The 24,513-nt window shown below is 45.8% G+C and carries 9 protein-coding genes; all 9 read left to right on the top strand.

Annotated features, from left to right (window positions below):
• Position 1: 1 nt before the first annotated feature.
• The 9 genes from ASG16_RS07310 (at position 2) to ltaE (ending at position 24,462) form a co-directional block, all read left to right on the top strand.
• A complete protein-coding gene (locus tag ASG16_RS07310) occupies positions 2-6,373 on the top strand; it encodes a non-ribosomal peptide synthetase (protein WP_056495271.1) in 6,372 nt (2,123 codons plus the stop codon).
• Between the two features lie 80 nt (positions 6,374-6,453).
• Positions 6,454-8,496, top strand: a complete 2,043-nt coding sequence (locus tag ASG16_RS07305) for a condensation domain-containing protein (protein WP_056495273.1) — start codon at positions 6,454-6,456, stop codon at positions 8,494-8,496.
• Positions 8,497-8,514: 18 nt separating this feature from the next.
• Complete coding sequence (locus ASG16_RS07300) at positions 8,515-17,283, top strand: non-ribosomal peptide synthetase (protein WP_056495276.1); 8,769 nt, start codon at positions 8,515-8,517, stop codon at positions 17,281-17,283.
• A 13-nt stretch (positions 17,284-17,296) separates the two neighbouring features.
• Positions 17,297-18,196, top strand: a complete 900-nt coding sequence (locus ASG16_RS07295; protein WP_056495279.1) for a GHMP family kinase ATP-binding protein — start codon at positions 17,297-17,299, stop codon at positions 18,194-18,196.
• A 91-nt stretch (positions 18,197-18,287) separates the two neighbouring features.
• The gene (locus ASG16_RS07290; protein ID WP_056495282.1) at positions 18,288-19,559 is read left to right on the top strand and encodes an MFS transporter; all 1,272 of its coding nucleotides are present in this window, start codon (positions 18,288-18,290) and stop codon (positions 19,557-19,559) included.
• A 51-nt stretch (positions 19,560-19,610) separates the two neighbouring features.
• Positions 19,611-21,137, top strand: coding sequence for an argininosuccinate lyase (locus ASG16_RS07285; protein ID WP_056495286.1), 1,527 nt, complete (start codon positions 19,611-19,613; stop codon positions 21,135-21,137).
• Positions 21,127-22,179, top strand: a complete 1,053-nt coding sequence (locus ASG16_RS07280) for a PLP-dependent cysteine synthase family protein (RefSeq protein WP_056495289.1) — start codon at positions 21,127-21,129, stop codon at positions 22,177-22,179. The genes ASG16_RS07285 and ASG16_RS07280 overlap by 11 nt, the downstream gene beginning before the upstream one ends.
• Positions 22,154-23,410 (top strand): ATP-grasp domain-containing protein, encoded by a 1,257-nt coding sequence (locus ASG16_RS07275; RefSeq protein WP_056495292.1) that lies wholly within the window; start codon positions 22,154-22,156, stop codon positions 23,408-23,410. The genes ASG16_RS07280 and ASG16_RS07275 overlap by 26 nt, the downstream gene beginning before the upstream one ends.
• Entirely contained in the window at positions 23,407-24,462 is a 1,056-nt protein-coding gene (gene ltaE, locus ASG16_RS07270) for a low-specificity L-threonine aldolase (protein WP_056495295.1), read from the top strand. The genes ASG16_RS07275 and ltaE overlap by 4 nt, the downstream gene beginning before the upstream one ends.
• The last annotated feature ends 51 nt before the right edge of the window (positions 24,463-24,513 follow it).

The raw sequence follows: 24,513 nt of genomic DNA, 5'->3' as shown, positions 1-24,513 counted from the left end.
TATGAACAATTCCATTACTGCATTCTTTGAGGAGCAGGTTGAACTTCATCCTGACAACATCGCTTTGCTATGGAAGGATGCCTCACTCACTTATCAAGAGCTGAATAGCAGGGCCAACAGGCTGGCAAATTATTTGAAAAAGTGTGGGGTAGGGACGGAAAGCAAGGTCGGCTTGTGTATGGATCGTTCGTTCGAAATGATCATCAGTATGGTAGCGATTTTAAAGGCTGGCGGGGCTTATGTCCCGCTTGATCCTGCCTACCCTGAGCAGCGAATCCATTATATGCTGCAAGATGCAGGCATTACGATAGTACTCGCACAAGAAAGCTTGGTATCGCGGCTGCCAGAAGGCTTGAAGGTCGTATGCCCTGAGCGTGACCAACTGGCGATCAGCATGGAATCAGATGCGAATTTGGAGCAGCATGCAGCTCCAGAAAGCCTTGCGTATTTGATGTATACTTCCGGCTCGACAGGAAATCCGAAAGGGGTACTCATTCCTCATCGTGGTGTGATCCGGCTCGTTAAACATGTATCTTATGTATCGCTTACGGCGGAAGAAACCATGCTGCATATGGCGTCGATTTCATTTGATGCATCCACCTTCGAGGTATGGGGCAGCTTGCTAAATGGAGCGAAGCTCGTTGTTTTTCCATACAAGGAGCTTGATCTTGGCGAGATGGGGCAGGTATTGCGTGATTATCGAGTCAGTACATTATTGTTAACAGCAGGAGTCTTTCATCAACTGATTGATTTCCATCTGGAGGATGTAAAAGGGTTACGTCAATTGCTGGTGGGTGGGGATATTATGTCCCCCAAGCACGCTCAAAAGGTAGTAGACAACCTGTCTGATACGTTATTGATCAATTGCTATGGTCCTACGGAAACCACGACATTTGCCACCTTTTATCCAGTAACAGATAGAAGCGCCATCCAACACTCCGTTTCGATCGGTCGCCCTATCAATGACACAGAAGTGTATATCTTAAACGACAAGCAAAAGCTTGTGCCTGTTGGTCTTGTAGGGGAAATGTACGTGGGGGGCAAGGGACTGGCTCTGGGATATTGGAATCGACCCGAGATTAATCAAGAGAAATTTATTAAACATCCCTTTGATCCAGACCTGGAAGCCATCTTATACAAGACGGGTGACATGGTGAAATATGTGCCTGATCGAGGACTTGAATTTATCGGTCGAAAAGACAACCAAGTAAAAATAAGAGGGTACCGTATCGAACTGGGCGAGATTGAGACCGTCTTGAATCAGCCGGAAGACGTCAGGGAAGCCATCGTCATTGCACAGGAGTATGGAGCTGACGATAAAAGGCTCATCGCCTATATGGCTGGAGATGGAGAAGTCGAACAGTGGAAAAAGTATGCAAGTACGCAATTGCCTCCTTTCATGGTTCCGTCCTATTTTGTGAAAATGGAAGCATTTCCGCTTACCACGCAAGGAAAAGTGGACCGAAAGGCGTTGCCATTGCCAGAAACCGTCATGATGGAGGAGGAATTTGTCGCACCACGTACCGCGACAGAAAGTCAGATAGCATCCATTTGGAGTGAGACTTTAAAAGTGGAACGAATTAGTATCCACTCCTCCTTTTTTGATTTAGGCGGTCACTCTCTGCTTGCGACACAGCTCATATCCCGCCTGGAGGACGCTTTCCAGCTTTCTATACCGTTGCGAATCTTGTTTGAATGTCCGACGATCGCGAGTTTACATACAAGAATAATGGAGCTCAGTCAGAATGGAAAAAGAGAGCGGATACCAACGATTACGAAAGCGCCGCATACAGAAAAGTTCCCATTATCTCATGCACAGCAGCGTTTATGGTTTTTGCATCAATTGGAACCGGATAGTACAGCTTACAACGTTCCTCATATTTGGCGTTTGACTGGACTGTGGGATGCAAATGCGCTGGAAAAAGGATGGAATGCCCTGCTCTCGCGCCATGAAATATTGCGTACGGTTTTTCCAAATGAGAATGGTCAACCTTTCCAAGCCGTCCAACCATATCAGTTTACACCTTTGCCTGTCATCGATCTGAGAGAACGAACCAAGGCATCGCAAGAAGAGCAACTCAACGACTTTATGGAGCAGGAAGCAAGCATCAGGTTTGATTTGCATCGAGGCCCCTTGATTCAGGCCAAATTGATTGCATTAGGGGAAGAAGAGTCCGTTCTGCTGTGTACCATGCACCATATCATTACGGACGGATGGTCTGAGGAAATTTTATTAAAAGAATGGCTGGCCTTCTATGAGGAGGCACAGAGTGGAAGTCGTGCGGAGCTTGCTGCCCTACCGATTCAATATGCCGATTTCTCTGTGTGGCAGCGTGAATGGCTGACGGACGATGCGATAGGTCTACAGCTAGATTATTGGAAAGCGGAACTGTCTGGAGAGCTTCCCGTCTTGCAATTGCCGATTGATCGGCCTAGACCTGCGATTCAAGGTTATGCAGGAAGTATGCATAAAACCGTGCTGCCATCGACGTTGCTTGAGAAATTGAAAACCGTAAGCCGGCAAGAGAATGCGACTTTATTTATGACCCTGTTGGCAGCTTATCAAAGCTTTTTATCCAGATATACCGGACAGTCGGATATTTTGGTGGGGAGCCCTGTAGCGAATCGAAATGTAAAAGAAATCGAGGGATTAATTGGATTCTTCGTGAACACGCTCGTATATCGGGCAAGTTTTCAAGACGGTCCTACCTTCAGACAACTGCTTGCTCGCGTAAAAGAAAAAGCGCTTCTGGCACAGGAAAACCAAGAAGTCCCATTTGAAAAAATCGTAGAGACGCTTCAGCTTGAACGCAATACAAGCTACTCCCCGGTTTTTCAGACCATGTTCACGTGGGCTGAATTGTCATCGAATGTTTACCAATCGTCTGCCGGTGCGTTAGAAATCATGCCTGTTCGTCATAACGTTTCAAAATTTGATATCGAGTTGTCCATGGGTGAGTCTGAAGCTGGTCTGATCATGAACATGATCTATAACACGGATTTATTTGACCAAGCAACCATAGGAAGAATGGCTGTTCATTTCGAAAATTGGCTGCAAGAACTGGTGAATGCACCGGACGCTCCGATTGCATCACTCGAATTGTTACCCAAGGATGAGCGTCACAAAATCGTAGGGGATTGGAATCGGACAGAAGCAGCCGTTCCAGAGAATACATGCTTGCATGATTTGTTCATCGAACAGGCAAGAAAGACCCCGGACCTAATCGCTGCCGAAATGGGCAATGAAACGATAACCTATCGGGAACTGGACAGGCGTTCTAACCAACTGGCGCATTATTTGATTACGCTCGGGGTTCGACCCAATACACCTGTCGGGCTATGCATGAATCGCTCCCTTGAACTTGTCATATCGATTCTCGGCATCGTAAAGGCAGGCGGAGCATTTATTCCCTTAGATACCGAGCTGCCGGAAGCAAGGATGGCTCATTTGCTGGAAAGCTCAAAAACGAATATTTGCATAACAGAACAGGAATTCAGGCATCTGTTCGAACAAGCGACGCATGTTCAATGCATAGAGCTAGAGGCAGACAAGGAAAAGATAGCAAGCATGCCTGAGGGATTGCCGGAACAAACCGTAAAACCGACGGATTTGGTTTCGATTTATTACACATCAGGATCGACGGGTATTCCGAAAGGGGTGGAAAACCTCCATGTCGGATGGGTTAATCGAATGCTATGGATGCAGCGCCAACATGGCTTGGAGCAAGGGGAGTCCGTCCTGCAAAAAACAACGCTGATATTCGATGATGCAGCTGTTGAGTTTTTCTGGCCATTGTCTGTAGGCGGTCGGATCTCACTGATGGAGCCGTGGTTGCATCGAGATCCAGAGGCAATTATTCAGGCAGCTATTCAGTATCAAGTGGCATGCATTCAATTTGTGCCGAGCATGCTCAGCATGTTTGTCGATGCCCTTACACCTGATGATGCAGCAAAATTGGGGACATTAAAAAATGTTATCTCCAGTGGCGAGGCGCTATTACCGGAAACAGTAGGCAAGTTCTATCGGAAATTGAACGCCAAGCTCCATAATACTTGGGGGGCAACAGAGGTCTCAATTGACTCTACCATTTATACCTGCTCACCTGAGGACGCGTTTGGGAAGGACTGTGTCAGTGTAGGAAAGCCGATTGACAACAACAGAATATACATTCTGGACAAAAATTTAAACCCGGTTCCGATTGGTGTCATAGGCGACCTTTATATCGGTGGTCTGGGACTGGCAAGAGGTTATTTATACAATCCCGAAAAAACCAAGGAAGCTTTTATAGAGAATCCATTTGTAGCAGGGGAAAGAATGTATCGAACCGGAGACAAAGGATATTACTTGCCTTCCGGAAATATCAAATTTGTTGGCAGACAAGATAATCAAGTCAAGATAAGAGGCATCAGGGTTGAACTAGGGGAGATTGAGTCGACATTAAGCAGACTTCCGTCCATTCGTGAAGCAGCCGTAATTTCCGTTCAAAACGACAGGGGTTCTACAGAATTGGCTGCATATATCGTGGGCGAAGGGGATATAAACGAATGGCGTACATTCCTGAAGGGTCAATTGCCTGCTTATATGATTCCGACCTATTTCACAAAGCTGGACAGCATCCCGAAAACAACAAGCGGAAAAATTAATCGCAACGCACTGGAATTACCCGTAATGAAACCATCCGACTCCTCCATCGCTGCACCACGTACAATTCCTGAGGAGCTTATCCACTCCATCTGGTGCGATATCTTGCAGATGAATCAGATTAGTATCAAGGACTCCTTCTTTGATATAGGTGGGCATTCCTTATTGGCAACCCAAGTGATATCCCGTATGAGAGCGGTTCTGGGAATGGACATCCCCTTGCGAACCATATTTGAGTTTACGACGATCGAAGCTCTAGCAGCCCGGATAGCTGAGATCAAGCAAGGCAGCGGGTCGAACACCCGTATTCATGAAGTTTCACGAGTAGAGGATCAGCCGGGTCAGTCATTATTTGAAGTATCCCACGGTCAAAGAAGACAATGGTTCCATGTAAAATTCAGTGACCAGGAAGCAGTCGGAGGGGTGTACCTCTTTGAAGTTGAGGGCCCTGTTGATAGTCAGGTCCTGCACAAATCTATGGGTCTCATGTTTGAACGGCACAGAATTATGCGTACGACCATCATAGAAAAGGAAGGGCAATTGTATCAAAAAGTGCATGATGACCTGAAGGCGGATAACGAGTATGTGGACTTGTCTTCCTTATCTGTTACGGAAGGCGAGCAACGTATCAAAATGGATTTGGAATCTGACTTGTACAAGCCATTTGATTTTTCCCGAGAGTCTTTCTTTCGGATGAGGTTATATCGAGTCTCACCAACGAAGCACTTCTTCCTTTTGGGCACTCATCATATTGGATTTGATGGCTGGTCGTTAGATGTGTTTATGAATGATTTGGCGGACGTGTATCAACAAGAAAATAGCGGGGGGCATCGTCCGTTTTCCAAACCGCTGGATTATATTGATTACACCGTGTGGCAGCAGGCGCGGTTACAAAAGGGAGAATTGAATCGGCAGCGGGACTATTGGTTAAAACAACTGCAACAAAATGTCGCTGCACCGCTCATACCGCGAGATGCACATCCATTCACTCGCGACAACCAGATTTCAAATGTAACGTCGCTTCCCATTGAACCAACGACAGCGCAGTCGCTATCAGAATTGACTCGAATGGCCGGCGGTACCGTGTATACGACCATGCTTACGGCGTTAAACATTTGGCTTTCGCTCATCACGGACCAAACGATCATTACTGTCGGATCTACTTTATCTGGCCGTACCCAGACGGACCTCGAAGGAATTATTGGTCCTCTTATCAATCCCGTCGCCATGCGCACAGATTTGTCCGGCAACCCAACCGTTTTGGAAATGTTGAAGAGAACGAGAGAAACGGCGTATGCGGCGTATGAGAATCAAGAGTATCCGTACAATATGGTCGTAGAGGATCAACTAGCCGCGAAGGGCCTGAAGAAGAATTTGTATTCCGCTGTTTTTATTGGACAACAAGCCTCAAAAAGTCTAATTGAATCAAACGGCATTATCTACAGGTATTGTCCGTTAAATCGTTTCCTGGATGAAACAATGGTCAAATCATATGAAGGAAGCCATTTTATAAAAGATGATCAATTGGATATGATGTTATTTTTGTCCACGAATCATGACCAGCTCACATTTACTGCACAGTATAATGCGGATGTATTTAGCAGGAATGCCATGGATACGTTTATGAGTCAAATCGAGTACATCCTATGCCAAATGATTGAAAATCCAATGCAGCGTTTATCTCAATTGAAATTGGCGGAAGAATACGATTTCAATGAACTGTTCAGCTAACGGCTTGATTGCTTGTTCGGGCATGCTGGTGAAAGCCGCATGCCCAACCATTACGCAGTAAAGTATCGGGGTGATCATGAATGGATCAGAGAACCTTTATCAAAACAATCGCTCTGTCTGAAACACAAAAAGATTACTTTATTCACTATTTGGTACACCCGACAAGTGCTTTTTATCATGAGCAGTTTCTTTTCAGATTCGAGCAGCGACTAGATGTAACGATGACGATACGTACGCTTACCGAGATCGTTAAGCGTCATGAAATCAATCGGTCGATTTTTGTGTTAGAAGACGAGCCCATCCAAAAAGTCTACAGCGAGCCTATATTGGATTTTGAGCATGTGGCTTCTGGTGACTGGGACGATAAGACGATTCGAGCATATCTGAATCAGGAATTGAGCAAGTCGTTTCAGTTGGACGAGGGGCCGTTATTCAGTTGCAGATTGCTGGATTATAAAGAGATGGGCAGCATTCTAAGCTTTAAGTACCACCACATCTGCTCAGATGGGTGGAGTGTTTCGCTCATGCTCGATGAATTTACGATGATCTATCAACAGTTGAAAGCAGATCAAGAGCTTGTGATACAACCGTCCACACATCATTATGCGGATTTTGTTGAGTGGGAACTGAATTATTTAGCCAGCCAAGAAGGAGAGGAAGCGAGAGCTTTTTGGAAAAAGAAGCTGGGCGGACCTCTTAAAAGGCTAGAGTTGCCGATGGATAAAACTCGTCCCCATACTCCGTCGTTTAAAGGCGGGATTTCTTTCTTTACGTGCAAACACGAGCTTCGCGATGAGATGATCGCTTACCGTAAAAATCATCACTATCAAACGGATGTTATTTATTTGTCTCTCTTCCTTGCTTTTCTTTCTCGTATTTCAGGCCAAGATGACATTACTATCGGTGTCCCTAGATTTGGCAGGCCCCAAAAGGAGTTTTATTCAATCATGGGACCATGTCTTGTCATGCTGCCACTCCGAATCAAAATCCCGAAGAATTGTTCATTTAAAGAGTTAGCCCGACTTGTTCAAGAAGAGTTGTCATTATGCTCCCAGTATCAAAACTACCCATTTTCTCTGATAGCAGGAGAGCTGGATTATGATCGCGATAAAAAATATTCGTCTTTTTTTTCAACCGCTTTTGTCCATCAAAAAGCGATTAAGCAAGATGGGGCCTATTTTGTGGGCAATGCCCAAAATACGTTTCAAAGCAATGACTTAACAATCAGTTCCTATCCTATTCATAAAAATATATCCCAGTATGATTTATGTTTTGTGGTTGAAAAGGACAACCAACAGGACATTTTGGCAGGTTTTGAATACAATGCGGATATTTTGAATGAAGAAACGGTCGTCCAATGGATTGCCGATTTTGAAGCCGCCAGTCTATTTCTTTTGAAAAATGATAGCGAAAATATCCTGATGCTAAAAAGCCAAGCGAAAAAAGACTACTGGACGAAGAACTTTGTCCATTTGCCATCCTTTAAAATACTGCCTGAGGATGGAAGCAGTCTTTCTAGCGATTCCACTGTGTTCGAACGGGAGAAGTTTGAAATAACAGGGTTGCTGTCGACTCACATATCCCGTCTGGCCCAATCTTGGGACAGCTCATCGTTTGATATTTTCATGAGTACATTTTTGGTCCTTTTGCATGCTGAAAGCGAGAAAGAGGAAATGGCCCTAGCATTTCGGGCGGATTGTGATCAGCTACAAGAAATTCCTTTCCTATTGCTACGAACGGATCTATCAGGAAATCCACTTTTTTCCGAGCTAGTTCTGCAAGTACAGCGCAAGGTAAAAGAAGCCTATCAATATAAAGACGGCTTCGAATCGTTGCTACATGGACAACCTGAGCCGCAAATTTTGTTTGAAATGAACGAGGAAGAACCACACTCCACGATTGATTTTCAATTCCGCATCCACGAGTCACAAGGTCAACTGCATGGAACCATTACCTATCATGCAAATGTATTCAAGGGGGAGACCGCACAAAGAATGTTATCCCAATATGAATACGTATTGCAAAGTGTGATAGCCCAACCGCATCAACGAATCCGTGAACTTGTCAGTCATCTAAACAGCCAATTTCTTTCAAATGATGATTATGAGCAACTATTCCTTTAGTGAAAGAGGTGCACGGGCTTGCAGCATTTAACAAAAGAAAATGTAGGGGAAGTAATTGAGCTTTCGAAGGTGCAGAAGCAATTCTTACGCCAAGACATGATAACAACGGTGCGCTATCTGATCAAACAGCCTATCGAAAGGGAAAGAGCTCAAGAAGCGTGGAATGAATTAGTCAGTGAGACGCCGCTAATGCGAACGGTTTTTCGTAAACTAAAAAATAAATATGTACAAGTGGTTTTAAAGCAATTCCCGATTTCTATTGACTGGCACGACCTGCGAGGATTATCTGCTGAACAACAGGAGCAAAGGTATCTTCTTGAGATTGCGTCCCATCAGGAGCCTATTGCCTTTGAGGAAGGTCCATTGATCCGACTGTCTGTGATGCAGATGGAGGAAAATCAAACGGTTATCATTTGGACCAATCATACATTGTGTATGGACGATGTCAGTCGCGGGCTTCTTCTGGAGGAATGGCTAAAGAGAGCAAAGGGCAATTATTCATCTAATAATCATCGAACATCATTCAAAGACTATTTTATCTGGGAGTCAAGTCAAGATGGCTCCATAACGAAAAGCTATTGGATAGATAAAATCAATCACAATGATAACGAGTCAGTTTTTTACCCAGTACAGGGTCAGGGTGCACAACAGGAAGCGAATCAGCAGACCATCTGCCATGCTGTACTTTCCGAACCATTATCCCAAACAATCAAGAGCATGGCATTCAAACAAGGCGTCTCGATTGAAGCTGTCTTTCAGGCTGCTTGGCTGCTGTTATTAAATATGTATAGCGGGGATGAAAAGGTAGCGATTGGTGTTACCGTCTCCGGGAGACCTGAGTCACTGGAAGGGGCAGATACCATTATTGGGCCATTGGCTCACAGTTTGCCAGTCTTCATGACATTACAGGCGAATCAAAACGTGTGTCATTTTGTAAAAATTGTTCAGATAAGCTGGGAAGAATTGCAGCAAAATCAGTTCATTACACAAGAGATGATTCGTAACTATGCTGGAGTCCCGGAAGATCATCCTTTAATCGGAACAACAGTGACGGTAGTGAGTGGTGCAGGAGATGATTATGAATCGGTCGTCCTTTATCGAGGTGGCCTTCCCTCGCTCGAAATAATGGTGAAGGTTGGCCAGTCCATACAAATTCAATTCATTCATCCCCATGCTTCTGCCAAGCGCGATCTGGAAAGGCTACAGTCCCATTACATCCGTATACTTGAGCAGGTTTGCTCGGATTTCGAAATGAAAATCAGCGATCTGAATGCCATGACAGATGAAGAGCAAAACATGATGACGAACGTGATGGGCAATTTTACGAAGTCACATCGAAACATGGATCAACTGGCTCAGCAAATCATAGAAGAACGGGTTAAGCGCAATCCTGATGCTGTCGCTGCTGTCTATATGAGCCACTCTATTACCTACAGAGAATTGAATGAAACTTCCAATCGTTTGGCTCATTGGCTCCGCAGAGAAGGATTTGGTAGAAATGATCTGGCTGCCATTTTTTTAGAGAGAAGCATCGATATGTTGGTTGGCATTCTGGCCGTTCTAAAAGCAGGGGGATGCTATGTTCCGCTAGATACGGCCCACCCTGATCAACGATTGGTTACGATAATGGAAAATAGTAAGGCGAAAGTTATACTAACCGAGGCGAGTTATCAGTTACGCAGCATGACACTGGCAACGGAAGTAGCGCAAAAACCTATCGTGTTTTGCTTGAACGAGGGCAACGGCGTAAGTCCGGATAAGACTTCTTTGCAAACAGCGGATACAAATGATCCTAAGATCATTAATGCCTATGATGATTTGGCAAATGTCTTTTTTACTTCGGGCTCTACCGGTATACCAAAAGGAGCAATGATTGAGCATAGAGGAATGTTAAATCACCTTTTTGCAAAAATCGATGTGCTCGACCTGAACCAAGACAGCATTGTTGTACAGAATGCTTCCCATTGCTTCGATATATCGGTGTGGCAATTCCTGGCTCCCCTGATGGTAGGGGGAAAAGTGGTGATTTATGACAACGAGACAGCAACAGACCCGGAGTTATTGTTTCATTCCATAAGCCGTGACAAGGTAACGGTGATTCAAATGGTTCCTGCAATGATTGAAGCCGTGCACAACACTGCGCTGGCTCACTCTCCGGAACAACAAGCCTTGCCACACTTGCAATATATGATCTCTACTGGTGAGGGACTGCCGGTAACACTGTGTAAAAAGTGGCAGACTTTGTATCCTGAAGGCATTGTAGTGAACACATATGGAGCGACAGAATGCTCGGATGATACGATGCATGAAATCATTGATCGTTCTTATCAGCATGATGATTATCCGTATGTTGCGTTGGGCAATTCTATCGGCCATATGAAGCACTATTTGCTGGACAAATGGATGCGTCCGGTTCCCATTGGTTGTGTGGGAGAAATCTACATTTCCGGGATGGGAGTAGGGCGGGGATACGTAAATGATCCCGAACGTACCGAGCACGCATTTTCAGAGAATCCCTTTTTGAAAGAGAAAAAAGAAAGACTTTATAAAACAGGCGATTTGGGACGTTATTTGCCAAGTGGGAGACTTGTATTCGTGACGCGTGCCGATTTCCAGGTGAAAGTACGCGGACATCGGATTGAGCTTGGCGAGATAGAAAGCGCCCTTTTACGTCATGAGAGCGTTAGACAATGTGTCGCGGTCGTAAGCGAAGATAGAAATGGAGACAATCGAATCGTCTCTTATGTTGTCCTGCATGAAAAACAGGATGAACAGGAGTTCCAGCAATATCTCAAAACGATTCTGCCGGAATATATGATTCCAGAGCGTATCATGATCCTCGATGCGATGCCTCTTAATCGAAACGGAAAAGTAGATAAAAAAGCATTGCCAACAGTGGATACGGTTCAAACCAAGAATGAAGCATACGTCGCACCTCGTAACGATTTGGAGCGAAGGCTAGCAGCGATCTGGAGTACAGTGCTCAGCATAGATGATATGGGGATCGATGATGATTTTTTTCAACTTGGCGGACATTCCATGAAAACCATTCAGGTTCGTTTGCGAATGAAAAAAGAGTTGGGTATTGAAGTTACGATCAAGGATTTGTTCGAGCATCGAACGATTCGAGAGTTATCCTCCTTACTGGCTCACAGGGAAGAGTCAGCAAGTGATCAGCTCCATACCAGTCAGGAGAGAACGACGATTCACAAGGCAGAGGAGAAGGATTACTACCCAGTTTCACATGCGCAGCGGAGATTATTTTTTATTCAGCAGCTAGAGCCTCAAAGTACGGCATATAATATGCCGACGATTTACCATATAACGGGACCCTTGAAGGAGCGTATTTTGCATAAGGCATTTTCGCTCTTGGTTCAGAGGCATGAGGTACTGCGAACGAAATTCCTGGTAAAAGACGGACATCCGGTGCAACAGGTGCTGCGGAATCATGATTTTACCTATTCATTCGTTGACGTTTCCAAGCAGTCAGAAGCCGCGAAGCAAAAAGCCATTCAACTGATCATGCAACAAGAGTCGGAGACGTACTTTGACTTGGAGAGCGATGCACTGTTTCGCGTGAAGTTATGTAAGGTGGCCGAAGAAAAATATACATTGTTGCTGAACATGCATCACATGATCAGTGATCAGTGGTCATGGGGGATCTTACTGAAGGATTTCAGTCAGATTTACGAATCCTTGCAGCAAGGGATCGATCCCGTATTACCTGCTCTGCACATTCAGTATAAAGATTATGCAGTCTGGCAAAACCATGCTATCAATCACGGAGAGCTGGCAGAATCAGAAGCGTACTGGCTGAAGACGTTCCAAAAAGAAATTCCTGTATTGGACTTGCCTACAGACTATCAGCGTCAGCCCGTCCAAACATTTTTCTCGGCAGTGGAATCTTATCATCTTCCAGAAAATATCTTCGGTCGTATGCGGGAGATTGCTCAGCAGTATGATGCATCCATGTTTATGGTGACTTTATCCGTTGTCGGCATTTGGCTGTCCAAGCTGACCAATCAACAGGATATTATCATCGGTACTCCGGAAGCGGGAAGAAACAACATGGATATCGAAGAAGTCATCGGTTTTTTTGTGAATACCCTTCCTTTAAGGCTTGAAGTGAATATGAAGCACACTTTTGTTGAAGCGCTTCAGGCTTGCAGACAACTGGCGCTGGAGTCATACGCGCATAATGAATATCCATTCGATAAATTGGTGGAGAAAATTAACCCTGAGAGAGATGTGAGCCGCAACCCTATTTTTTCTTTTATGTTCCAATATATTGAAAAGTTAGAGAAAGACGGAAAAATAAGCGGCCTGGAAATGAAGGCAGTCGAATCCTATAATTCCATGACGAACTTTGATTTGTCGCTTGTATGCCTGGATCAAGAAGATGGGGCGAGTCTTAGCATTGAATATCGGACAGATTTATTTCGGCCAGAAACTGTTCAACGGATGCTTGGATATTTGCATAACATCATCGAACAAGTAACGAATCAGCCAACTATTTTTCTCAAACAGATAGAGTTATTGTCTGCGGAAGAAAAACAGGCTACGGTAAGCAGATTTATAGACGTGCATTTTACCAACGGGGATGAAAACAAAACGATCATTGAACTGTTCGAAGAGCAAAGTGCGAGAACTCCAGATCACATTGCTGTCGTTTTCGAAGAGCAAGAGCTGTCCTATTCCGCACTGAATAAACGGGCGAATCAACTGGCGCGAACATTGGTAGCGGAGGGTGTCTGCGCCAATCAATTGGTTGGCATCATGGCTGAGAGATCGATTGAGATGATTGTCGGTGTATTGGCGATTTTAAAAGCAGGTGGAGCCTACATTCCCATTGATCCTGATTATCCGGATGAACGGATTCGGTATATGCTAGAGCATTCGGGAGCGGAAGTTTTCCTACTGCATCAAGCATTAAGAGAGAAAGTCGATTTTGACAAAAAAATAATTGTACTCGATGACCATGAATCCTATCATCATGAGCATACAAATTTGGGGTTATCCATACAGTTCGACCAGCTAGCCTATGTCATTTATACATCAGGTACAACGGGAAAGCCGAAGGGAGTCATGATCGAGCACCAACAGCTTCAAGCGCTTGCACAGGCATGGAAGCAAGAATACAAGCTGGACGAATTCCCGGTCCGATGCTTGCAATGGGCGAGTTTTGCTTTTGATGTTTTTACTGGAGATTATATAAGGAGCCTGTTATACGGCGGAAAGCTGGTCATTTGCCCAGCGGACGCAAGAATTGATTTGGAACGGATTTATCAGCTAATGGAAAAGCACGAAATCAACCTGTTTGAATCCACACCGGTCCTTCTGATCCCTCTCATGAACGATATTTATGAGAAGGGCCTCAACATGGATTTTATGAAAATACTCATTCTTGGATCGGATCAATGTCCGCTACATGTATTCCACAACCTTGTAGACAGGTACGGCCACACCATGCGCATCATTAACAGCTATGGCGTGACGGAGGCAACCATTGATGCTTCCTATTACGAGAAAGAGTCTCAGCAAGATTACAAGTTTTTACCGATCGGCAAGCCGTTGCCAGGAGTGAACATGTATATTTTGGATGTGAACGGCAATGTAGTGCCTGTGGGGATTCCTGGCGAACTGTATATCGGTGGACGGGGAGTAGGAAGGGGATATTTCAAGCAACCAGATTTGACGAATGAAAAATTTGTTCAGAGTCCGTTTTGTGCGGGTGAAAAATTGTATAAGACAGGGGATATGGCTCGATGGCTCCCCAGCGGAAACATCGAATTTTTAGGGCGATTCGATAATCAAGTCAAGATACGTGGCAATCGTATCGAATTGGAAGAAATCGAAGCGGAATTGTTAAAAACAAGCGATATTCAAGAAGCAGTCGTTATCCCAAAAGAGGATGGATCAGGTCAAAAGAGGCTGGTTGCCTTTTATGTGGCTGCGCAAGAGCTGGAAGCGTGTATGGTGAGAGATGCGCTACGAAAAACGTTGCCGGCGTACATGGTACCTTCTTATTTCGTTCAGTTAGATGAAATACCAGTGACCCCAAATGGAAAGATTGATCGAAAAGCGTTAACAGAACTCAACATAACGCTGCGTAGTGATAGGGAATTCGTTGAACCCAAAACAGAGATCGAAAAGATATTGGTATCAGTATGGCAAGACGTTTTGCATGAGAAGCAGGTGGGGATTTTGGATAATTTCTTTGAACTTGGCGGGGACTCTATTAAGTCCATACAAGTTGCTTCTCAATTGTCAGGCTTGGGATACAAGATGGAGATCAGAGATCTGTTTACATCTCCAACCATTGCAGAACTGGGTACAAGACTGAAACCGATGAAACAAAAAATTGATCAGCGGGATATCGAAGGTGCTGTACAGTTGACCCCGATTCAGCATTGGTTTTTTCAGGAGCACAATCAGCATCCCCATCACTATAACCAATCTTTTATGCTCTATCGAAAAGACCGGTTTGATGAGAGACTGGTTCGCAAAGGAATTGAAAAGCTCCTGCAACACCATGATGCTCTACGCATGGTATTCCGCGAAACGGAGACGGGCTATCAAGCCTATAACCGAGGGGTCAGCGAAAGCGACGACATGTACAGTTTGGAAGTGTGGGACTATCGAAATATAACCGATGCAAATATACAGCAAGTGATGGATGCACAATGCACCGCAATACAATCCCGTCTTCATATTTTTGATGGTCCACTTATTCGGTTAGGGCTATTCCAATGCGATAATGGCGATCATCTGCTGATGGCAGTTCACCATTTACTCGTAGATGGGGTATCGTGGCGAATACTAATCGAGGATTTCAACCGAGCGTATCTACAGCTCCTTCAAGACAAGGAGATGACGCTACCTCTTAAGAGCGATTCTTACCAATTGTGGGCACAAAAGCTGAACGAATATGCCCATAGCGATAGAATCGAGGTCGAGCGTGCTTATTGGAATCGTATCGAGGAGATGGAACTTCAATCGTTGCCAACCGATTACGTTGAATGGAAACCTCTTCGGAAGCAAACCAGGACAAAAACAATCGTGATGGATGAGCAACAGACCAGGGAATTGTTGAAACAGGCCAATCGCGCTTATCACACGGAAATTGATGAGTTGTTGTTGTCTGCAATCGGGTTGGCCTTTAAAAAATGGGCGAATATCGATCGATTCGCCATCAATTTGGAAGGGCACGGCAGGGAATCGATTCTACCTGATGTGGAGATAAACCGCACAGTGGGATGGTTTACAAGTGAATATCCCGTGATTGTAGACGTTGGCAACGAACAGGATCTGTCTGCTATCATCCATAAAATGAAAAAGGATGTGCGCCAAATTCCTCACAAAGGGATTCACTACGGGATATTGAAATATTTGGCGGAAAATCCTCGAAAGAACAACATAAAGCCTGAGGTCAGCTTTAATTATTTGGGGCAGTTTGATCTGGATCGAAAAGAAGAGGATGGCGACATTCAATTGTCTACATTTTCTGGTGGCGAATCAATGAGTCTGGATCAGTCCCGAGAATGCAAGATCGATATTGAGTGCGTTGTATTACATGGTCGTTTTCAATTTATGGTAGCTTACAGTGAGAATCAGTATAAAAATGAAACCATAGACGAATTAATGGCATGCCTTCAGGAGAGCTTATGTGAAATCATTCAACATTGCTTGACGAAAATACACAACAGTACTGACCGCGGACTCCTCGGGGAATCGGTAGATTTCGAGGGAGTGGTAGACGGATTTTTTGATGCTTCTAGGTTGAACGATATTCCTGGTGCCGTCGTAGTTGTCGTGCATCATGGTCAGGTGCAGCTAAAGAAAGCATATGGATATGCGAATCGAAACGAAAGAGTGCGGATGAGTGCGGATGAAACGGTAATGAAGGTAGGTTCGATATCCAAAATTGTCACAGTCGCTGCCATCATCCAACTCGTGGAGCAGGGACTTATCGGATGGAACGATGATATTCAGCCGTATCTAGATGATATGGAAATACCGAGAAAGGTTGAAGGACCACTGACGGTTGAGCATTTACTCAGCTATACAGCAGGATTTGACGAGCCGTTTACGGGAAATGACCAAAGCTACCATTACGGCGAGCGTGAGTCCGTAACCTTGCAGGAATACATTCAACGCTATATGCCAACCGTTATTTATCAACCTGGGGAACAATACTGCAATGAGAATTTCTCCTTTATGCTGGCAGGGTATTTAGTAGAAAGAGTGACTGGAGTTCCTTTCCATCGCTATGTCAGTGAGAAATTATTTAAGCCTCTCGAAATGAGAAGGAGCAGTTTTCTTTTGCAGCCAGAGCTGGAGGCGAAGCTGGCAACAGGCTATGATCTGGAAAATAATCCGATTCAAAGGTACGATTTTAGCCCTGCGGACTCTCCAGATGGCAGTCTGCTCTCAACTGGGGACGATATGGCAAAATGGATGCTGACGCTATTAAACAAAGGCGCTTATGGGACTGAAAGGGTACTAAATGAAGATTCGATTAGCAAAATGTTCGCCAGTAAAGCGGTGCCTCACCCACAAGGGGCTTATACAGGGTATGGCTTCACTGCGAAATTCCATCCTGATTATGTCCATGAAAATATTTTGGCGAAAGCAGGCGAGGTAATCGGGTATAACTCCTTCATGTGGTTGCTGCCAGAAAAGAATCTGGGGGTTTTTATTAGTACGAATAAAAGTCAGTTTAACAAAATAGAATTTTTTGATTATTTTATGAAGAACTATCATCCTGCAGAAACGATATCCATTTAATTGGGGGGCCTCTATGAGCATGATAAAGACGAGTTCCATTCGTAATTTTCCTCAAACAACAGACGTAGGCAACGGAGCAGCTAACGGTACTTTTGGGGAGCTTCTGCAGGGGATTCTAGGGGAAAATAATCGGGATTTTCTAGTGACTTTGCCTATAAAAAATGCTTCCTATGCTACTTTTTATTCTATTCCATCCTTACAAGAGATCGTCATTGTACCTCGTTCCAAGCAAAAATCGAAAAGACTCGTAGAAAAAATACTCAAGCATTATGGCTTTCCGGCTGGCGGAATTTTGGAGATCAATTCGGAACTCCCAGTAGGAAAAGGCATGGCAAGTTCATCAGCAGATTTGGTGGCTGCCTCCCGAGCAGTAGAAAATTGTTTTCATATAAAAATGGAGCCTGCTTTACTAGAGTTGTTTTTATCGACGATAGAGCCGACTGACGGCGTGATGTATGAAGGAGCTGTTGCTTACTACCATAAGGAGGTCAAACTCCGAGAATATCTTGGGGAGCTCCCGCCTTTGTGTATTGTAAGCATTGATGAGGGGGGAACAATTGATACGGTTGAGTTTAACAAGCAATCAAAACCGTTTACCAATGAGGAAAAGATGGAATACAGTCTCTTGCTGCAAAAAATCACGAAAGCGATCAGAGAAAGAGATGTCCACACAATAGGCGCCGTGTCGTCCAGAAGTGCGATCTTGAATCAAAAAATTCTGCCCAAGAAACTATTGCCGGAAGTCATGGAGATCAACGACAAAATTGGAGGGTTAGGTACGGTTGTTGCACACAGTGGGACCAGCCTCGGTATTTTATTGTTGAAAGAAGAACCTGACTTTTATCAAAAGCTGGAACTGGGGTATAGATGGTTAAGTGAATTGAATACAGAAGTGCATGTATACCACACGTAGAGGAGCAGATCCAAGAGATGGCTTCTGGCATGCACGGAAGTCATCTTCCCCCAAAAAATGATTCCGTTCGTATTGGGAGTGGATGATCGAGATGGAACAGCCAGTAAGCGTTAATGAAAAGGTATCTTTTCGGGCATTGCTGAGCTTGAAAAGTTATCGCTATTTAATCTTTTCGCAATTTGTCTCGAATATGGGAGATGGAGTGTATCGATTAGCGCTTATTTGGCTAATGAAGGTTTTGACGGAAAGTCCTTTGTTAATGTCGGTTTTATTGGCAGCGGAGACCATTCCATTGATCGTATTCGGATTGTTCGCGGGCGTTTTTGTTGATCGAGGAAATAAAAAGAGGATCATGGTTGTTTCCCATTTATTGAGAGCTGCGCTCATTTTATGCATCGTCCTGTTGTTTTTGTTTAACAGGCTGCATCCTGCTGTACTGATCATCATTGCCGTTTTGCTGACCACAGTCAGTGCCTTCTTTAGGCCAGCACTCACGGTGGCGATACGAACGCTGGTTCCCGAACAACATATGACGCAAGCCCAAAGTTTATCGCAGATGATTCAAACGATTGTCAGTTTGGCGGCTCCGGCATTGGCGGCGGGGTTGATCGCGTTTGGAATGGAATATGCTTTTATTTTGAATGTCGTCACCTATTTGTTAGGGGCACTGATTATTTTATGGATTAACGAGAGAGAGCTTGTCCTATCTACTGTCAGTGAGTTTACAACCAAGATGATCATGACGGATTTGAAGGATGGAATCCATGCGATTACGAAGCATGATTTTTTGCGAAACTGCATGATTTATTTTACCATCCTCAATTTTTTGACAGCTCCAGAAGCAATTTTGCTGCCACTGGTCGTTACCAATGTTACCGAATTGGCCATGCTCGAGATCAGCTTTTTTATCGGGATTTTACTTGGGTCCCTATGTATTAATTATTTGAATCGATATGATGCGATTATTTACATTTGCTGCGGCATTAGTCTGTTCAGTATCGGAATCGGAATGTTTGCGTTCGGCATTCCACTTGTTTGGCAAGTCATATGTGTATTCGTGAACGGGATAGGCTCGGCATTCGTCAATATCAAAATGAGTACGTTGATCACCTTGATGGTGCCCAAAGAAGTCTTGGGAAGAGCATCGAGCTTGATCAATGTAATGGTTATGTGCGCCATGCCAGTCTCCGTCTTCCTGGTAGGTCTGACTACTGGTCTTGTTTCCATCTTTACGATATTTGGAATCATTGGAGCAGCGGGACTTCTTATTGTGGTTCTCATGTGGATGAATCCACACTTGAGAATGAAAAAAGAACATCACTACGATTATGCGGAACAGAAATCAGGAGGTATCTCTCTTTAGGGCAACTCCTGGTTGGATCGTTACTCAGTCGGAAGCGAGGTGTATTTTTGCATGAGTGTAAAATTAACGGGCAGAATTGCTTCGACACCAAGCCGCCTTTTGCATGATGAAGTATTGGAACCACAGTTCAAATATGAAGTCGATCATTTGTTGCCTGGGTATATTCAGATTGAATTCGCTATGCTGTTGGAATATGTCAGAATGGGCTTGATTACACGACAAGACGCTTTGCCTATCGCCAAAGCACTTCAGGGCGCTACACCAGAAACAATCGCTCCTGACCCCGGACAGAACATGTCTGATATCTCTTTTGCCCTCGAGCGTTATATTGAAGGCTTGCTCCCGAGACCGGTACCGTGCTGGCATATGGATCGCAGTCGAAATGATGTCCAAGCGTGCGCCCAGGTGATGTTTGGTCGTGCACAGTGGCTGGAGACGATGGGAGAATTGGGACAGCTTATTCAATCAATGCATACACTCGCTAATCAATATCGTTCTGTCCCCATGCCAGGATATACACACTACCAATCCGCACAATTAATTACCCCTGGATTCTATCTTTCCTCTATTAACAGTGAATTCTTGCAAGCCATGAATCGATGGATACAAATCTATGACGACATGAATCAATGCCCGCTTGGGGCAGGGGCCATGGCTGGGGTAGAACTGCCGTGGGACCGTCAACGGTTGTCCAAGTTGCTTGGGTTCCGACAGCCTCGAATGAGTGCGTTGTCGGCGGTTGCGTCTCGGGAATGGGTTTTGAGAATGGCAGGAGAGCTGTCCACCTTCTCAGTATTGGTCTCCCGATTTACAACGGATTTGATTCAATGGGGCAGCAGCGAAATGAACTTCCTCCAATTGCCGGATGAGCTATCTGGAATATCTTCTGCCATGCCACAGAAAAGAAATTTCCCAATCCTGGAGCGTATTCGGGGAAAGAGTGCGCATCTAACTGGATTTTATATGGATATGGTGCTAGGTCAGCGCAATACAGCTTTCACGAATTTGGTAGAGACGTCCAAAGAGGCAGGCACTCATCTTCTGACGTTGTTTCAACAAACCAAAACGTTGCTGCGCCTGTTAAAAGCGGTGATCGATCATTTGCAATTCAATGAGGAACGTTTGCTCCATATATGTAAACGGGACTTTTTCGGAGGATTTACTCTTGCGAATTTGCTGACGTTGGAGCATGAGATTCCGTATCGCACAGCACAGGTAATCGCAGGCAGATACATCGTTCGCGCGCTGGAACACGGTGTATCGCCGGAGCCGGGAGATCCACGGTTACTCTATGAAGCTTGCGCGGAAGCAGGCTTTCAAGTGCCGGATACGGCTGCACTCCTCGCTGCTTCCTTCGATGTGCAGGGCGGCTTGTACGCAAAGAAATCAACGGGCTCCACGAACCCGGAGGAAGTACAGCAGATGCTGACAGCACAGAGGGAGCATGCAGAGAAGCTGCAACGGGAGTGGCAGGATCGACAAGGGCAATTGCAGGCGATCGAAGAAAGGCGGGGGAGGGTAATGAAGAGGTTGCTTTCTGGCAAGCAAGGGAAGGATGTGGGCGTAGATGCGGTATGAACAGTTGACAGATACGATCGGGGATACCCCTTTGGTCAAGCTGAGACTTGATGAAAAGGCAGTGGGCTCCGTATTTGCAAAGCTCGAGTTAATGAATCCGTTTGGTATGAAGGATCGTGTAGCCAGGCAATCGGTCTTGGCAGCGATACAGTCGGGAGAACTTCAGGAGGGCATGCCGATTATCGAGAGCTCGTCAGGAACGTTGGCTTGCGGCTTGGCCTTGGTTGGGCGTCAGTTGGGGCATGATGTACACATCGTGACTGATCCGAGAATTGACCCGATTACCTATGCCAAGTTGACCTCGCTTGGCTGTCATGTTCACGTGGTTTCGCAGATGGGGAAACAAGGGTGGCAAAGCGCCAGACTGGAACGACTCCAAGAATTAATGAGGGAGTATCCAGGAGCGTTTTGGCCTCGACAATACGATAATCCGGAGAATCCGCGTGCATATGCTGCGCTGGCATCCGAGTTGATGCAAGACCTTGAACGAATTGATGTGCTTGTTGGTGCAGTTGGCAGCGGAGGCTCCCTGTCCGGGACAGCCAGAGAACTGAAGCGTCATTTTAAGGAGCTACGAGTCGTGGCGGTTGATGCAGCGGGGAGTGTGATATTCGGACAGCCCGATCAGCCGACACGTCTACAAGGTGGCTTGGGAAACAGTTTGGTCGCTAAGAATGTAGATTTTTCCATGATCGATGAAGTGCATTGGCTGAACGATGCTGAGGCATTTGCGGCTACGCTACGCTTGGCCCGTAATGAGCATATTTTTGCTGGCAACAGCTCAGGTTCCGTGTACGCCGTAGCCAACTGGTTAGCGAGCCAAGTCGGGAGTGAATGCAATATCGTGGCTATATTGCCGGATCGAGGGGATCGTTATGTCGATACGATCTATAGCCACTCCTACCGGGAGAGCAAGGGACTGATGCAAACGAACCTGCGAGACACGCCGCAATGTGTGGAACCAAAAACAGTCGTGACAAGCTGGTCCTATTCCAAATTGATGGGGATGTATCCGAATGAACAAACACTTTCTGTTCGTTGAAGCAAATACGACGGGGACAGGTATGCTCGCGATTAAAAAGGCGCGCGAATTGGGGTTTACGCCCGTATTTTTCACAGAGAAGCCTGAACGTTACCATGGTTTGAATGAGTTGGAATGTCACGTAGTCGTGACAGATACGAATTCCCAAGCAGAGCTGACTGACAGTGTAGCACAAGTGATTAAGGAAGGCAGAGAGATAGCCGGAATCATGTCAACAAGCGACTATTATCTCGAATCGGTAGCCAAGCTGGCCCGGAAATTCGGTTGGACAGGCAATTCGCTGGAGGCGATTGAGGCCTGCCGCAATAAAGCCGTTTTCCGAGAGAAGCTTCAGGGTCATCAAGTGACTCAGCCTGAATTTGTGGCAATAGGCTCTATGGAGGCATTGATGGAAGCGCGGTCTTCCATTTCTCTGCCCTGCGTGGTGAAGCCCGCTGACGATAGCGGGTCGAATAACGTAAGGCTGTGCTTTAGCTGGGAGGAAGTGGAGCATATGGCAGCGGAAATCCTTGCGATCAAGTACAATGCGCGCGGCCAGGAAACAGCTCGAACAGTTCTTCTGGAGCAGTATGTCGAGGGCCCTGAATTTAGCGTGGAGACGTTCTCTTGGCAAGGGCAATGCTTTGTCATCGGCATTACCCAGAAACGGTTAACGGGATATCCATTTTTCGTGGAAGCAGGGCATATTTTCCCTGCACCGCTGTCGACAAAAGAGAAACAGGAGATCGAGCGAACAGTGGAAAGGGCATTAGCGGCGGTGAACTACCAATTCGGTGCTGCCCATACGGAAGTGAAGTGGACATCAGCAGGTTGTGTTGTCATCGAAGTCAACGCTAGGCTTGCCGGTGGAATGATTCCAGAGTTGGTTCGCCGTTCAACAGGGATTGATCTGCTTTTGCAACAGATTCGGTGTGCGGCAGGACTTGTGCCAGAATTGTCTCAAACCATCGAAGAGCAACGCTATGCAGGCATTCATTTTCTCGTCTCGGATAATCAGGGAACCTTTAGCGGGATGCATGGAATGGATACCGTTTGCAACCTGCCAGGGATAGCTGAAGTGGCCGTTCATGCAAAAATCGGTCAAAGCGTCTGGCCTCCGCAAAACTTCTCGCATCGTCTCGGCTATGTCATCGTGGAAGGCAAGCATTACAGCGAGACGGCTGAGCTGATCCAGCAGGTGAAAGACAGCCTGAAAGTACAAGTAGGTCAGAATTTGGAGAGTGGGGTATGAAACCGGTGATCGAATTGAGAAGCGATACATTCACTTTGCCGACCAGTCAGATGATGGATGCCATTCAAGAGGCGGTACTCGGTGACGATGTGTATGGGGAAGATCCTACGGTTCGCCAATTGGAGCAAGAAGCAGCCCGAAAGCTGGGCAAAGAGGCAGCCATTCTCATGCCGAGTGGAACGATGGCTAATCTGGCATCCTTAATGGCGCATTGTCCGCGCGGTTCCAAAGTCATTGTAGGCAATGAGACCGACATTTATATCTATGAAGCAGGTGGCGCGGCTGTGTGCGGCGGCATTATGTACGAACCGATTCCAACGCAGCCAGATGGAAGGTTGGACATCGCTGATATGGAGCGGGTATTTCCGTTGGAGCCTGAAGATCCACAATTCGCATTGCCTTCCTTGATCTGCCTGGAAAACCCGCATAACCGGATGGGAGGACGTGTCCTACCGCTGTCTTACTTGGAAGAGGTTCGCGCATTTGCAAACGAAAAGGCTGTGCCCGTTCATATGGACGGTGCACGCTTGTTCAACGCGGCAGTTGCTCTTAATGTGGATGTGGCTGAGATTGCGCGTTATGCCGACTCCGTGCAAATATGTCTGTCGAAAGGGTTGTCAGCACCGATTGGTTCCCTTGTTGTGGGAACAGAAGACTTTATTCAGAAAGTGTATCGTCTTCGCAAAATGCTGGGTGGCGGTATGCGCCAGGCAGGGGTTATTGCAGCACCAGGCCTGGTTGCCTTGCAGCAGATGACAGATCGATTGGCAGTCGATCACGCAAACGCCCTTCGCTTGGCACATGGTCTGGCGGAGATTCCAGGAATCGTGACTCATGTGGAGGATGTAGAAACCAATATTGTATTCTTCCGGATTGAACACCCAGTCCATACGTGGCAGACCTTCGTAGAAGCAGCGCAAGCACATGGGCTGCGCGTAGCCGAGCTCGGTCACGGCAGAATTCGAGCGGTGACTCATTCCGGTATTGAGACAGCGGATATCGATAAGGCGCTAAGCATTGTACGTGAGCTGTTGCAGTTCCAAACTGTGTAGGGCTAGACATGTTCGCTCTCCCTTTATTAGAAGGGGGAGTTATTAAGGTTT

Source organism: Brevibacillus sp. Leaf182, from assembly GCF_001423865.2.
Classification (GTDB): Bacteria; Bacillota; Bacilli; order Brevibacillales; family Brevibacillaceae; genus Brevibacillus; species Brevibacillus brevis_C.
Note: the sequence above shows the minus strand (reverse complement) of the source record. Positions and strands in the feature narration are given on the sequence as shown.

Excerpts from the sequence above, each read along its gene's own strand:
- ASG16_RS07305 (WP_056495273.1), top strand. The coding sequence starts at position 6,454 with ATGGATCAGAGAACCTTTATCAAAACAATCGCTCTGTCTGAAACACAA.
- ASG16_RS07295 (WP_056495279.1), top strand. The coding sequence starts at position 17,297 with ATGAGCATGATAAAGACGAGTTCCATTCGTAATTTTCCTCAAACAACA.
- ASG16_RS07275 (WP_056495292.1), top strand. The coding sequence starts at position 22,154 with ATGAACAAACACTTTCTGTTCGTTGAAGCAAATACGACGGGGACAGGT.
- ASG16_RS07310 (WP_056495271.1), top strand. The coding sequence starts at position 2 with ATGAACAATTCCATTACTGCATTCTTTGAGGAGCAGGTTGAACTTCAT.
- ASG16_RS07290 (WP_056495282.1), top strand. The coding sequence starts at position 18,288 with ATGGAACAGCCAGTAAGCGTTAATGAAAAGGTATCTTTTCGGGCATTG.
- ltaE (WP_056495295.1), top strand. The coding sequence starts at position 23,407 with ATGAAACCGGTGATCGAATTGAGAAGCGATACATTCACTTTGCCGACC.
- ASG16_RS07285 (WP_056495286.1), top strand. The coding sequence starts at position 19,611 with ATGAGTGTAAAATTAACGGGCAGAATTGCTTCGACACCAAGCCGCCTT.
- ASG16_RS07280 (WP_056495289.1), top strand. The coding sequence starts at position 21,127 with ATGCGGTATGAACAGTTGACAGATACGATCGGGGATACCCCTTTGGTC.